17 protein-coding genes are annotated in these 13,346 nt (G+C 38.8%); 11 read left to right on the top strand and 6 right to left on the bottom strand.

Features of this window, described 5'->3' with window-relative positions:
* Positions 1-36: 36 nt before the first annotated feature.
* Positions 37-609: a hypothetical protein gene (locus JN11_RS20355; RefSeq protein WP_144915575.1), complete on the top strand. Its 573-nt coding sequence runs from the start codon at positions 37-39 to the stop codon at positions 607-609.
* 1 nt (position 610) lies between these two features.
* Here JN11_RS20355 and JN11_RS20350 read toward each other — a convergent pair whose 3' ends face one another.
* Positions 611-1,531, bottom strand: coding sequence for a bestrophin family protein (locus JN11_RS20350; protein WP_144915573.1), 921 nt, complete (start codon positions 1,529-1,531; stop codon positions 611-613).
* 408 nt (positions 1,532-1,939) lie between these two features.
* Between JN11_RS20350 and JN11_RS20345 the strand changes: the two genes are divergently transcribed.
* The gene (locus JN11_RS20345) at positions 1,940-2,371 is read left to right on the top strand and encodes a hypothetical protein (RefSeq protein WP_144915571.1); all 432 of its coding nucleotides are present in this window, start codon (positions 1,940-1,942) and stop codon (positions 2,369-2,371) included.
* Positions 2,372-2,405: 34 nt separating this feature from the next.
* On the opposite strand, the gene JN11_RS20340 is transcribed toward JN11_RS20345, so the two are convergent.
* The 4 genes from JN11_RS20340 to JN11_RS20330 all read right to left on the bottom strand — a co-directional run bounded on the left by JN11_RS20340 (position 2,406) and on the right by JN11_RS20330 (position 4,439).
* On the bottom strand, positions 2,406-2,762 hold the full coding sequence (locus JN11_RS20340) for a DUF1801 domain-containing protein (RefSeq protein ID WP_144915570.1): 357 nt from the start codon (positions 2,760-2,762) through the stop codon (positions 2,406-2,408).
* A gap of 72 nt (positions 2,763-2,834) precedes the next feature.
* Positions 2,835-3,347: a hypothetical protein gene (locus tag JN11_RS20335; RefSeq protein ID WP_144915568.1), complete on the bottom strand. Its 513-nt coding sequence runs from the start codon at positions 3,345-3,347 to the stop codon at positions 2,835-2,837.
* A gap of 74 nt (positions 3,348-3,421) precedes the next feature.
* On the bottom strand, positions 3,422-3,562 hold the full coding sequence (locus JN11_RS24540; protein WP_170227810.1) for a hypothetical protein: 141 nt from the start codon (positions 3,560-3,562) through the stop codon (positions 3,422-3,424).
* Between the two features lie 19 nt (positions 3,563-3,581).
* Positions 3,582-4,439, bottom strand: coding sequence for an AraC family transcriptional regulator (locus tag JN11_RS20330; RefSeq protein WP_144915567.1), 858 nt, complete (start codon positions 4,437-4,439; stop codon positions 3,582-3,584).
* Between the two features lie 171 nt (positions 4,440-4,610).
* Between JN11_RS20330 and fucP the strand changes: the two genes are divergently transcribed.
* The 6 genes from fucP to JN11_RS20300 are packed head-to-tail and all read left to right on the top strand — an operon-like array spanning position 4,611 to position 10,279.
* Positions 4,611-5,807, top strand: a complete 1,197-nt coding sequence (gene fucP / locus JN11_RS20325; protein WP_144915565.1) for an L-fucose:H+ symporter permease — start codon at positions 4,611-4,613, stop codon at positions 5,805-5,807.
* Positions 5,808-5,831: 24 nt separating this feature from the next.
* Positions 5,832-6,164 carry an L-rhamnose mutarotase gene (locus tag JN11_RS20320; RefSeq protein WP_144915564.1) on the top strand — a complete coding sequence of 111 codons (333 nt, stop codon included), beginning with the start codon at positions 5,832-5,834 and terminating at the stop codon, positions 6,162-6,164.
* A gap of 10 nt (positions 6,165-6,174) precedes the next feature.
* Positions 6,175-7,836 carry a UxaA family hydrolase gene (locus JN11_RS20315; RefSeq protein ID WP_144915562.1) on the top strand — a complete coding sequence of 554 codons (1,662 nt, stop codon included), beginning with the start codon at positions 6,175-6,177 and terminating at the stop codon, positions 7,834-7,836.
* Between the two features lie 22 nt (positions 7,837-7,858).
* Entirely contained in the window at positions 7,859-8,623 is a 765-nt protein-coding gene (locus tag JN11_RS20310) for an SDR family NAD(P)-dependent oxidoreductase (protein ID WP_144915812.1), read from the top strand.
* 27 nt (positions 8,624-8,650) lie between these two features.
* Positions 8,651-9,493: an amidohydrolase family protein gene (locus JN11_RS20305; RefSeq protein WP_144915561.1), complete on the top strand. Its 843-nt coding sequence runs from the start codon at positions 8,651-8,653 to the stop codon at positions 9,491-9,493.
* 6 nt (positions 9,494-9,499) lie between these two features.
* The gene (locus JN11_RS20300) at positions 9,500-10,279 is read left to right on the top strand and encodes an L-fucose dehydrogenase (RefSeq protein WP_144915559.1); all 780 of its coding nucleotides are present in this window, start codon (positions 9,500-9,502) and stop codon (positions 10,277-10,279) included.
* Between the two features lie 78 nt (positions 10,280-10,357).
* Here JN11_RS20300 and JN11_RS20295 read toward each other — a convergent pair whose 3' ends face one another.
* Positions 10,358-10,996, bottom strand: a complete 639-nt coding sequence (locus JN11_RS20295; RefSeq protein ID WP_144915557.1) for a putative polyvalent protein kinase domain-containing protein — start codon at positions 10,994-10,996, stop codon at positions 10,358-10,360.
* A gap of 191 nt (positions 10,997-11,187) precedes the next feature.
* On the opposite strand from JN11_RS20295, the gene JN11_RS20290 reads away from it, so the two are divergent.
* The 3 genes from JN11_RS20290 to JN11_RS20280 all read left to right on the top strand — a co-directional run bounded on the left by JN11_RS20290 (position 11,188) and on the right by JN11_RS20280 (position 13,294).
* Positions 11,188-11,649: a nuclear transport factor 2 family protein gene (locus JN11_RS20290; RefSeq protein ID WP_144915556.1), complete on the top strand. Its 462-nt coding sequence runs from the start codon at positions 11,188-11,190 to the stop codon at positions 11,647-11,649.
* A gap of 83 nt (positions 11,650-11,732) precedes the next feature.
* Positions 11,733-12,326, top strand: a complete 594-nt coding sequence (locus JN11_RS20285; protein ID WP_144915554.1) for a hypothetical protein — start codon at positions 11,733-11,735, stop codon at positions 12,324-12,326.
* Between the two features lie 230 nt (positions 12,327-12,556).
* Positions 12,557-13,294 carry a M17 family peptidase N-terminal domain-containing protein gene (locus JN11_RS20280; RefSeq protein ID WP_144915552.1) on the top strand — a complete coding sequence of 246 codons (738 nt, stop codon included), beginning with the start codon at positions 12,557-12,559 and terminating at the stop codon, positions 13,292-13,294.
* The last annotated feature ends 52 nt before the right edge of the window (positions 13,295-13,346 follow it).

Here is a 13,346-nt window from a genome sequence, read left to right as displayed (position 1 = left end):
AATGTAGCAACTTTACTACCTTAACAAACAACAACAATGACAGCAGAACAAACCAGGCAATTTATTGAAGGTGGAGAATGGGAAAGTATAGCGGTAGAATTAAGGCCAGTTAAAGATAGAACCGGAAGTGGAAATATCAATCCGTTTTATGTTTTCAGGACCTTTAAATTTACTGCCGGTAACAAATTTGTATGTACCGTTATTAATTATGCTGATGCGGGTGGAAAAGTGCCCTTGGTTAAAATTGTTATTAAAGGGCACAACAAATGGCAGGATGCTAATGGAATTGTAAACGGAGCCTGGAATGTTGATTATATTGCCGATGAGGCTTATGAAATTATACCCCTGCACCTGGGCTTTTCAGATGCTTTAAACAAAGCACCATTAAATGGTTTAAATAAATGGGAGGTTGGCATAATGCAGGATATTAAAGCAAAAGCGTTCCTTGCTTTTGGACTTGCTGAAGGGCAAATTTATATAGATTATGATTTGATTTATATCTTTAATGAGCTGCTTTTTATGGGCAGCAAGCATGTGGATGGACGTGCTTTTGATTCACCGGAAAACAGACCAACAAATTTGCAAATCCCGTTGAAAAGAAAGCTGTGATTTAATCAATATAAAATGGTGAACTGTTTTCGGCAGTTATGGTTAGCGGGCGCTCTGTCATTTCCAATAACGTATTTTCAATGGTTTTGCTCATGGCGTTTAAAGGAAGATCATTAGGGTCAGTACCAAATGGCCCTTCAATTTCATCGGCAATAGCTTCCAGGGCTACAAAAGTATAAGCTATAAAAGTGGTTACAATAGGTGTCATCCAGCCTAAGCTGTCAACAAACCCAAATGGAAGTAAAAAACAGTACAAATACACCGTGCGGTGAAGCATTACCTTGTAGGTGTACGGAATTGGGGTTGATGCTATCCTTTCACAACCACCAATAATGTCTGATAGTTTACTGAAACTTTCATCAAAAGAAGTTTGAATAATGGAATCGATCTTTTTTTCGTCTTTGGCGTTTTGTACCCATTGCGCCATTACCTTCATAATAATAACCGGCTTGTACTTTACTGATTTAAGGCTTTCAGCCAGTTCAACCGGTAACCACTTCTCCATATCGGCATTTGCATCTGTATATCTTAATTGATGCTTTAAGGCATAAGTAAACGCAATAAGATAATTGATAAAAATGGTTGTTTCAATACTTTGTATTGAGTAATTACTTAAGGTAATGCATTTACGCCCTAAAGACCGCGTGTCGTTAAGCAAAGCACCCCATAGTTTGCGGCCCTCCCAAAAGCGTTCATAACTTGCATTGTTTCTGAAGCCTAAAAATAACGCCAGGGCAATACCAAATAAAGTAAATGGTGCCGGGTTAAGGGGGATTTTATGATTGAAAAACTCGCCATTAAAAAATACTACGGCTACGCTTAAAATAAAAAGTAGGGTTAAGCGGGGCAGTATCTTAGGCAAAACAGAGCCTTGCCAAACAAAAAGCATCCTGAACCAGTTTTCATTTTTCCGTTGAATCATATTTATGCAGGCCAAATATTGCTTTCAAAAGTAGTAAAGTTGTTTGTGGAAGGACGTGTTTTTGTGAAAACGCTACTACATTCTGTTGAAATTGCTTGTTTTTTTGATGAAGACGGAGTTGATTTCCGGTAAAAATATCCCCTATAAGTAGATAATATTGACCACACACTGTCTACAGAAAGAGTCACAAAATATTGACCTTCAGTAACGAAAGAAGAAAAAATAGTATTGACAAAGCTTTATACGTAATTTTTTAAAGAAAGTTTCGTTAACCTAGTAGAAATATTATTACTTTTAGGAAATTTATTGATTGGAAGTTAATAGGTGCTTGATTTGGTAAAGTATTTGCTATAAAAATATACATTATAACCACTTATAATAAAAACCTTTTATAATAAAACCTGAGTTATGTTTACAAACGATAATTTATTGAGCCGCGAGATGATCCAGATAAATAATTTCGAAAGAAGATTGTATTCTTTTGATAATTATTCTTTTGATGCATATAGTACATTAAAACTGATTGATGTTCGTTTAAAAAACTATGTTAATAATGGTTTGATATCAGCTGATAAACAGGTTTTAATGGATTTTAATTATGAACTGGAGCAGGAACTGGAATCACTTTCAGATATAAGGTACAGTACAGATAAAGATGAAGAATTTATGGCTCACGTAAATTATACTTTAGGCTTTATCAGAAGGTTTAAAGTGTATTTCCCACAAGTTGACTTTGCTGATGCAAATAGAAATACCAGTGCCTGGTTGAAATTTAAAGATTATTTGAAAATGCATTTACTGCAAAAGGAGCATAAGTCTCCGGTTTTCAATAAGAGCTAATTTTTCCCAATGAAGTCTTTACCGGAAATTAAAACTAATCCGGTAAAGCCCGGTCAATAAGACTAAGATAATAATTAAGCTTTAGTAAAATAACCTCAATAGGGATATCTGCGTTTGGATCTATCTGCATCGATTCATATTTATCTTTAAGTTTAAATCCCGGTATTACCTCCTGCAAGCTCTTATCCAGGCAAAATCCCAGCATTAACTTTTTTCCATTAAGCCATAAATAACCCAGTTTTTTGCCTCTGTAAGCAAAGAAAGGTATCTGGAATTTACGTTCATGATAGATTTCAGCATTCGCCTGTAAAATAATATCTCTTAAAGCAAGCAAACAACTTTGATAAGGCTCAGGCTTGCTTAGATAATAAGATTCCAGTTTAGTTATCATGATAGCTAAATTACAAATGTTGAATTATTTGGTGGCAGATCAATTATAAATAGAGTACAACCGGGATAATGATTATTTTAAGTCTTCAAAATGAGCCAAACTTTCCTCCATTATCAAACCACTTTTACAAAATCCAAGTAAATGCGGCCCTTCCAGCAATTCATATAATTCGGTCAAATCGCGGTCACTGCCTGTTTTTGAAATCACCATGCAGTTTTCGCCAATGTTGTTCAGGGTGGCCCCGTATTTAGTTGTCAACGCCCACAAATGTTGGTTCAATGCGGAAGTACTCAACCTGTAAAACCCTGTTTTCTTCAGCCCTTCTCCTGCAGCATATGTATGTACCGTATAAATTTCCACAATCTTTTTCAGCTTTTCTGTAAAGGGCAACAGTGAATTCGCAGGCACTTCTGCTTCTATAGTTATCAATACCAGATCGCTAATGTCGGTACGCGCTACATTCATGCTTAATACATCATAACTGCTCCGGTTAAAATAGATAAGAATCTGGCCGATGAGGCCTTTTTTGTCCTGGGCGTAGATGGAAAAAATAAACTGGTCTTCTGGTTTTGCTGGCTTTTTCATGATTTTGAATTAAAAAAAAAGCCTCCAGGAATTTTCCGGGAGGCTGCTGTATCATTGGTTAAATTAGATTACAATCAGGATACTCCCGGTATTAAAGGAATAATAATCAAGACAATAATCAGCACGCTATTCAGCAGACTAACAGTCGGCTGGGTAGAAATGATGATATGTTTAAATGCTTTTGTCATTGATGGTTGCAATATAGGAATTTTCATAAATAAAAAAGCCAGTCGCTTAACGCAAAAACATTTTCTGATAAGTTAGTGGTGTTTTACCGGTAATTATTTTAAAGTGATTGTGGAAACTTGTAAAATTATTAAAGCCGCTTTCGAAGGAGATCTCCTTTATGGTGAGCTTGTTTTCAATTAACAGCTTACACGCATGGCCAACTCTTATTTCACTAATAAAGTATGAAAATGTTTTGCTGTTTTTTAATTTGAAATAACGGCAAAAATAATTCGGGCTCATATTAGCTACATCGGCTATTTCTTTCAGTGTGATGTTGTTTCTGAAATTTTGGATAGTGTAATTATACACTGCATCCATGTTGTTGCTTACTTCTTCGGGGAAATTGTTTCTGAAACCAATGGAGGCCATTAACTTAGCTTTAGCAGATTCACCTATAATATGCAATACTTCCATAAGCAGGTTTATTTTTCTAAAACCATCAGCCTCCACAATCTTTTCAATCAGCGCTCCAATAGTATTATCATTTTCACCTGCAATATAAATTCCACGGTTTGATTTTTCCAGCGCACATTTAATGGTATTTGTTTCGGGCAACTGGAGAAATGGCTCACCCCAAAAAAACTCTTTAAAATGAATAACACTAACATCTGCTTCATGGTGATTATTTGTGGTTATATCAAAATGCCAAAAATGCGGTAAATTTGAGCCAACCAGCGCCACATCACCGGGCATAAAGGTGCTGATGCTATCTCCAATATATTGTGTGCCATAGCCTTTTTTAAAATAAACAAGTTCAATTTCAGGGTGATAATGCCACTTGTTATTTACGTTGGCCCTGGTTTCACGCCTGGCACTGAAAGAGCCGCTCTGATCTCTTGATACTTTTAACAGGTGTGGTTTCATAAAAGCTGATCAAATATTCAAAGTTTAATTTAATTATTACAATTACTTGCTTATTGGGTAAGATAGGATAATATTGTTTAATAACTAGCTAATTACATCAATTTTTTATAGCCCAATATCTGTTTTATTTGTAATACCAATTATTCAATTCAAATTCATCATTACCAGCTCATGGCAAAAAATAAATATATTTTTCCGTTCGTGCTTGTTACGTGTTTATTTTTTATGTGGGGTTTTGCTTACGGCTTGCTCGATGTTTTAAACAAGCACTTTCAGGAAATATTGAACATTACCAAAACACGCTCCACCCTATTGCAGGGAGCCTATTTTGGCGCTTATTTTCTGGTTGCAGTGCCTGCCGGGCTGTTGATGAATAAATATGGCTATAAACGGGGAATTATAATTGGGCTGCTGCTTTATGCAACAGGAGCGTTTTTATTTTACCCGGCAGCAGTGCATTTAAGTTTTAACTTTTTTTTGGTTGCACTATTTATTCTCGCCTCCGGACTGGCATTTTTGGAGACCGCAGCCAACCCTTACGTAACGGTTTTAGGTGCACCGGAAACCTCTGCCAATCGATTAAATTTATCCCAGTGTTTTAACGGGATAGGTTCATTTTTAGGCCCTATTATAGCGGCGTACCTATTTTTTGGAGATAAGAAAGATGGCCCCGCCAACCTGGATTCGGTTAAAATAATTTATATCATTATCGGGATTGTTGTTTTGCTGATTACCATTTTCTTTCTGCGGACACCTTTACCGGAGATCAGGGAAAATACACCGGCAGCGGAAGAAGAAATAGTTACCCGGCCCTTATTTTCGCACCGGAATTTTACCAATGCAGTTATAGCGCAATTTTTTTATGTAGCCGCCCAGGTGGGGGTAGCGGCATTTTTTATTAATTACTGTACAGAGAACGGGAGTGGTGTCTCCAATGCCAGGGCGTCTGCATTGCTATCGGCCGGATTAATATTGTTCACCACCGGGCGTTTTGTTGGCACTGCATTAATGAAGGTTGTAGATGCAAATAAATTGCTGGCTGTTTACGCAGTTGTTAATATTTTGCTTTGTGCCATAGTGGTTGCGGATTTAAAATGGCTATCGGTTTATGCTTTATTGGGTGTATTCTTTTTTGAATCCATTATGTTTCCTACCATTTTTGCATTGGGGTTAAAAGATTTGGGTTCCTACACACAAAAAGCATCCTCGTTTATTATTATGGCCATTATAGGCGGTGCTATTGTACCTGTTGTGATGGGTGTTATTGCTGATAAATATTCTACATCCATAGCCTATTGCGTTCCGCTATGCTGTTTTATTATTGTGGCATGGTATGGGTGGAAGGGTTATCGTGTAAGGACTAGTTAATTAATGCGTTATTAAATAAATGCCATGAATCAATATTGTTTAACCCTCGACCTAAAAAATGATCCGCAACTTATTGCGGAATATATAGCCCATCATCAAAAAGTATGGCCGGAAATTTTATTGAGCATTAAAGATTCAGGAATTGAAAGCATGGATATTTATTGTTTCGGAAACAGGCTGTGCATGTTAATCAAAGCTGCTGACGGTTTTAGCTTTGAAAAAAAAGCGCTGATGGATAATGCCAACCCGAAGGTACAGGAGTGGGAAACATTGATGCTGAAGTATCAGCAGCATATTCCGGGAGCTGGCAAAGGAGAGAAATGGGTTTTAATGGAAAAAATATTTGAATTAGTATAATTAATAGAAAATGAGTCAGGAAGTAGCGGATGTTTTTTTGCGTATCCATCAGAAGGATAACGTTGCAGTGGCGCTGCAGGATTTAAAGGCAGGGACACAGATTTTTTTAGACGGATTGTCAATTACTACGGCTGACATTAAAGCCAAGCATAAATTTACCTTAATGCCCTTGCAGGCAGGCGATGAGATTATCATGTATGGCGTGCTGGTGGGCAAAGCTACTGAGCCGATTGCGTTAGGCGGATTAATAACGGTTAATAATATTGTACATGCCTCAGCTGATTTTAAACTAGGCGAGCGGAAATCAAACTGGCAAAGGCCGGATGTCAGCCAGTTTTCGGGAAGAACGTTTAAAGGCTATCACCGCAGCGATGGTTCAGTAGGGACGGCTAACCATTGGTTGGTTATCCCTCTTGTTTTTTGCGAAAACAGGAATATTGATGTTTTAAAGGAAGCACTGACCGGAAAGCTGGGCTACAAAAAGGCCGACAGCTATCAATCGGAAGTTGAGCAATTAGTTGACCTGTATCAGGCAGGAAAAACTACAGAAGATATATTGAATGCGGATTTGAAAGATTCCCAAAACAGCCCTGTAAACAAACGGATGTTTAAAAATGTTGATGGCATTAAATTTTTGAACCATACCATGGGCTGCGGAGGTACGAAGGCTGATGCCGAGACTTTATGCGGTTTATTGGCCGGTTACATTACGCATGCCAATGTTGCGGGAGCCACCGTATTGAGTTTAGGATGCCAGCATGCACAGGTGAGTATTTTACAGCAGGAAATTGCCAAACGCTCACCATCATTTGATAAGCCTCTGTTTATATTAGAGCAGCAAAAATTGGGAACCGAAAGTAACCTCTTACAGGAAGCCCTGAAGCAGACTTTTGCCGGTTTGATAGAAGCAAATAAAATTGAACGGCGCCCTGCACCATTGTCCAAATTGTGTATCGGTTTGGAATGCGGCGGATCTGATGGGTTTTCGGGAATCTCAGCAAACCCGGCATTAGGTTATGTTTCCGATCTGTTAGTAGCAATGGATGGTAGCGTGGTTCTTTCAGAATTTCCGGAACTATGTGGGGTTGAGCAGGAGTTAAGTAACCGTTGCGTAAATGAAGGGGTGGCTAACAGGTTTATGGATTTGATGATCAATTACAATAAAGCTGCTGAACAAAGTGGTTCCGGATTTTATGCCAATCCATCACCCGGAAATATCAGGGATGGGCTGATCACCGATGCAATAAAATCAGCAGGTGCGGCAAAAAAAGGAGGGACATCACCGGTAACGGCGGTTTTGGATTATCCGGAGAAAATAACAGAAAAAGGCTTAAACCTTTTATGTACACCCGGCAGCGATGTGGAAAGTACCACTGCCGAAGTAGGTTCGGGTGCTAACATCGTGTTGTTTACTACCGGCCTGGGAACGCCAACAGGTAACCCCATAACACAGGTTATCAAGCTATCCACAAACACCACGCTGTTTGAACGCATGCCCGATATTATTGACATCAACTGCGGAACCATTATTGAGGGTAAAGAAACCATACGACAGGTAGCTGAGCGGATTTTGAATTTTATTATAGATGTAGCCAGCGGCGAGGTAGAAACAAAGGCAGCAAAACTGGGTCAGGATGATTTTATTCCCTGGAAAAGAGGCGTATCACTTTAAACAAATACAATAGGAAATGGACATGTTCAGTTTAAAAGGTAAAAACGTGGTAATTACCGGTGGAGGCAGCGGTATCGGTAAGGCTATTGCTATTCTTTTTGCAACCCGTGAAGCATCTGTTTATATTATTGATGTGGATAGTCAATCGGGAAATACTACCGTTGATACCATCACCCAAAATGGATATAAAGCTCAGTTTATCAGTTGTAATATTACAGATCTGACAGCCGTTACTGAAGCGTTTAATCAGATAGGTGATATTGATATATTGGTTAACAATGCAGGTATAGCCCATGTTGGCAATGCAGGCAATACCGCGCCCGAGGATTTTCAGCGGGTGATGGATGTTAATGTAAAGGGTGCCTATAATTGTTTGCATGCCGTGTTGCCCCTGATGCAGAAAAATAAACGCGGCGCTATCCTCAATACGGCTTCCATAGCGGCACATGTGGGCATTACCAATAGGTTTGCTTATTCGGCCAGTAAAGGGGCAATTTATGCTATGACCATGTCTGTGGCGCGGGATTACCTGGCTGATAATATCAGGTGTAACAGTCTGTCGCCCGCACGGGTGCATACCCCTTTTGTTGATGGTTTTATAGCTAAAAACTACCCAGGGCGTGAAGCGGAGATGTTTAAGGAACTATCCGACAGTCAGCCTATAAAAAGGATGGGAACGCCTGAGGAGGTAGCAACACTCGCTTTGTTTTTATGTGCAGACGAATCGGCATTTATTACCGGCTGCGACTATTTGATAGATGGCGGATTTGTGCACCTTAATAACTGATCAACCTAAAAATAAAAGGCAGTAAATATGCAGATTATTGATGCACATCAGCATTTTTGGATTTTTGATGCGGAACAGGATAGTTGGATCACTCCCGATAAAAAAAATATCCGTAGAGATTTTTTGCCAAATGAGTTGTTAGCTATTTTGACGGAAAACAAAATTGATAGGTGTATTGCGGTGCAATCAAGACAAAATGAGGGCGACAATTTCTTTTTACTGGAGTGTGCAGAAGATAACCCTTTTATTAAGGGGATTGTGGGTTGGGTTGATCTGTGTTCGGAGCAAGTGGAGTTACATTTAAAAAAGTATGCTCAATTTCCACTGATAAAAGGATTCAGGCATGTGCTGGAAGCGGAAAAAGATCCGGCCTTTATGTTAAATCCCCGGTTTTTGAAAGGAATAGCTTTACTAAATCAGTATGGATTTACTTATGACCTGTTGATACGCCCCGAACACCTGAAATTTGCATTGCAACTGGTGGAACAGTTCCCCGAACAGCGTTTTGTAATTGACCATATGGCGAAACCCCGGATTAAGGATAAAGAAATTACGCAATGGCATCACGATATTAATTTGCTGGCCAAACATAACAATGTATCCTGCAAAATTTCAGGCCTGGTTACGGAAGCAGACTGGCATAACTGGACCTTGCAGGATCTGGAACCTTACCTGGATATTGTTTTTTCAACATTCGGGAAACACCGGGTAATGTATGGCTCCGACTGGCCGGTATGCAACCTGGCTGGTGGGTATGATCTGTTTTTTAATGCAATAAACATTTATACCGCAAAATTTCCAATCGGCAATCAAGAATTGTTTTGGGGAGCTAATGCTGTAGCGTTTTATAAATTAAACGAAGACAATTAAAAAAACATGGATTTACAACTTAAAGGCAAGGTGATCATTGTTACCGGCGGGGCAAGAGGAATTGGAAAAGGAATTGCACTGGCTTTAGTGAGGGAAGGCGCGGTGCCGGTAATTGTTAGTCGTACAGAAGCCCATAACCTCAATACAGTTAAAGAAATTGAACTTCTGGGTGGAAAGTGTGGTCATATTGTAGCTGATTTGGTAAACTCTGCAGCATGTGCTCCGGCTGTTGAAACTATTATAGAACGCTTTGGCAGGATTGACGGGCTGGTAAATAACGCAGGTGCAAATGACGGAGTAGGGTTGCAAAGCGGTAATTATGAAAAGTTTATAGCTTCCCTGCACCAAAACCTTGTACACTATTATTTAATGGCGCAGGCGGTATTGCCCGAGTTAATAAAATCAAAAGGAAGTATCTTAAATATCAGTTCCAAAACAGCAGATACTGGCCAGGGCGGCACATCGGGTTACGCGGCTGCTAATGGCGGAAGAAATGCACTAACCCGTGAGTGGGCAGTGGAACTGCTCCCGCATCAGATTCGTGTTAATGCCATTATTGTGGCTGAATGCTGGACCCCGCTTTACGAACAATGGATCAGCACCATAAATAACCCAGACGAAAAGCTGGACGCCATAAAAAATAATATCCCCCTGGGTAAAAGAATGACAACCGTTGAGGAAATAGCTAATATGGCCGTATTCTTGCTTTCCCCGCTATCCAGCCATACCACTGGGCAATTAATTTATGTAGATGGGGGATATGTTCATTTGGATAGGTCATTGTAGGGGGATGAGAATTAATTTTTCTGAGAGTTTTTGATTTACAATGTGGAGCAAGCTTTAATTTAATTAATGCCCCTGAGTCTAGGTGGTATAAAAATCTTCTGTTAAGTAAAAAACGGTGTCAATAAAGAAAAGAACGCTGTCAATCGAAAGTACATTCTCGTCGTGCAAATTCTCAAATATTAACCCCAAATCGTAGTTGATGTAGTCATTATTACGAGTGTTATGGAAATTGTTGTACGCTAAGAATTCTTTTACTGTAGCAAGGTTGGTAGGCTCGGAAGTCATGATAAATTCCTGCATTACTACTGCGTTCAATTCACCTGCAATCATTTTGAAGCCAAGAAATGTATAAGCGGTAGACGGAAAGAAATAATTATGGATGAGCAGGCTGTTGAAGTAGTCGAACCAGCATTCGTAAAAGATACCCCCGTTTGTCTTAATGACGTGTGATCCATCAAATCGATAGACTTTTTGTTCCGCACCTTCACTGATAAAATCACTTTCATCAATTGCCGGGGTATAAATAATATCCTCTTTTTCTGCGAATGCTAGGAGTGCTGTTGTTTCTTTACTTTTGAACCACTGCTGTTTTTCAATAGCGAAGCTTGTTTCCTCATCTGATCTAAGGAAACGCTGGACTTTTTTGAGTTTACTTGCTTGGCCAGCCGGTTCATCTCCGAGAATGATATGTTGTAATTCATCTTTGATGTTTTTCATTCATAATCAAAAATACAGCTTTCTATTCAATTTTAAAAACGAAGAGAGCTATAATCAATAATTACAGTTATTAATTTAATGATAAATAGGACAAAGAAGCTAGAGTGAACGAGTGGTTCATTTTCTCTTCCTATCATTTAATTATAAACGTATCTTTATAAGCCCCAATCACCTAAACAACCATAAACTAAATGAAAAGAAAATTAATATTTATTGGTTTTACAGTCTTTTTTGCTGCAAACAGTTTTGCTCAAAGCCAGAAACAGATGCTATACAGCAATGATCCGCAGCTTGCCAAAAACAAAAAAATAGTATATGATTTTTGGCGCTCGGTTTTAGAGGGCGGTCACTTGGAACTAGCGCCGCAATATATGCTCGAAACTTATATTCAGCACAATCCGAACGTGCCAACAGGCAGACAAGGTTTTATTGATTTCTTTTCAAAATTCGCAAAAGCCCGGCCAATTGTTGATACCATTCAAGGTCCGCTGATTGCCATTGTTGCAGAAGGCGACCGCGTGGTACTTAGTTTTAAAAGCATACATCCCGATCCAAAAGATCCTACCAAAAAATACACTACCACCTCGTTTGAAATGCTCCGCGTTGAAAACGGCAAAGTTGCAGAGCATTGGGACTCGGCGCTAAAGGAGTGAGGCCACAGCGTTTAAATGGCACGTTTGGACGGACGGAGGCGTAATTAAATTAGTTCATTTACTATAACAGATTGAGCTTGAAAATGTTTAATTCAATACCAAAAAAGAAATTATCCTTTTGGGTACGTCTTTCATTATTCTTGATTGTCGTGGTCTTATTGACATTAATGCTCCAAAAATGTATGAGTATCAATGGTAATTTGAGAGATATACTTATAGGGCTTTTCACATCTTCTTTGGTTGTACTTGTTATCGAATTAATGAATTGGATTTATGAAAAAAATAAATTGTCAAAATTAACAGGTAAGTATTCAAGAATAAAAATAACTGAAGAGAATTTAAGTATTACATCTGGGGATCCGTATAAAGATATGACCCGAGCATACAAAGAAAAAAGTGTAAACGTTGCTGTTACTTTGAATTATCGGGGAGAAGGTGAATATGTGGGGACAGCTTTTTATGAAAAAGGCAAAGTTAAATTTACAATAAATCTTGATAGGGCAAATCCTAATAATGGTAAGGGGGTATGTCAATATATAGATAGCGGATCCGATCCTGACTTTGGCACTTACGACATTAAAGTAGATAGTGACAATAGCAAAATTTATGTAAGCTATTCAAATATTATGCCCACTGGAAGAGCACTCGGATATGAAATATGGGAGAAAAATGAGTAAAAACGCATAATTGCCACTAACTATCTTTAGCATATGATATTTGATGGATGTTTCTTTCGTCGGTGATTATTCAAACCAAGAAGCCCCAATAACCTAAGATCTTTTTTAACTATCTCTTTCTTTTCTTAACCTACATCATCCTTTAAATTTTCCATTTCGCTCATCTTTGGTTTGTCAACAAAAAGATAAAAATCATAACTAGATTATTTAATCAGAAAACATCAAACCATATGAAAAATAGCATTACAAAATTATTCCGGTTATCGATTATTACAATCGCAATCGTTCTTGCAGGTTTTAGTATAAGTTATGCACAGACACCGGCTAAACCTTTGCCTGCTGTAGGAACGTCAGTAATTTTGGGACAGATAGACGGGGTGAAGATTTCTGCCACTGTCCAATCTCCATCTAATCAGCAAACGCCCTTGCAAGTAATTTGTGTTTTTGAATATACGGAAGGTGATATTTTTAACTCTCCACCCGCACTTCCGCGTAATGTTAACGGACTGGTGCACGTGGATGATGCTTTAAAAGGAATACTTACAGAATTGCGGAAGAGCGGCCAGTTTGCAGGTCATGCATTGGAAACAATACTCATTACACCATTGGCCGGAAGTATGCCTGCAAAAAGACTGCTAATTATAGGGCTTGGTGACCGGAATAAATTTAATGCAGAACTGATGAACCGCGTTGGCAGTGTAGAGATGCATGAAGCTTTGCGCTTAGGCGTTAGCAGCTATTCGCATGCCAGCGATCTGAAAGATGCAGGTATTGATTCGCCTACCGATTCTGTTGCAGTTAATATAGTTAAAGGTGCAATGGAAGCCTATAAGGCTGAAAATTTTCTGAAAGATCATTCGCTGACCTCCTTTCAGCCCATTGATCAGATCACTTTGCTTGCCGGCCCTGCTTTTTTCCAGGTTAGTAGTGAGGCTATTAAAGTCTATATCGCTACCCTGAAGAAATAATTAAATGAATCCGTCTGTCAAGGCAAGACGTCCGGACAGGCGGGTAAATTGC

The organism is Mucilaginibacter frigoritolerans (assembly GCF_007830615.1).
GTDB lineage: Bacteria > Bacteroidota > Bacteroidia > Sphingobacteriales > Sphingobacteriaceae > Mucilaginibacter > Mucilaginibacter frigoritolerans.
This window is presented reverse-complemented; position numbering and strand designations above follow the sequence as displayed.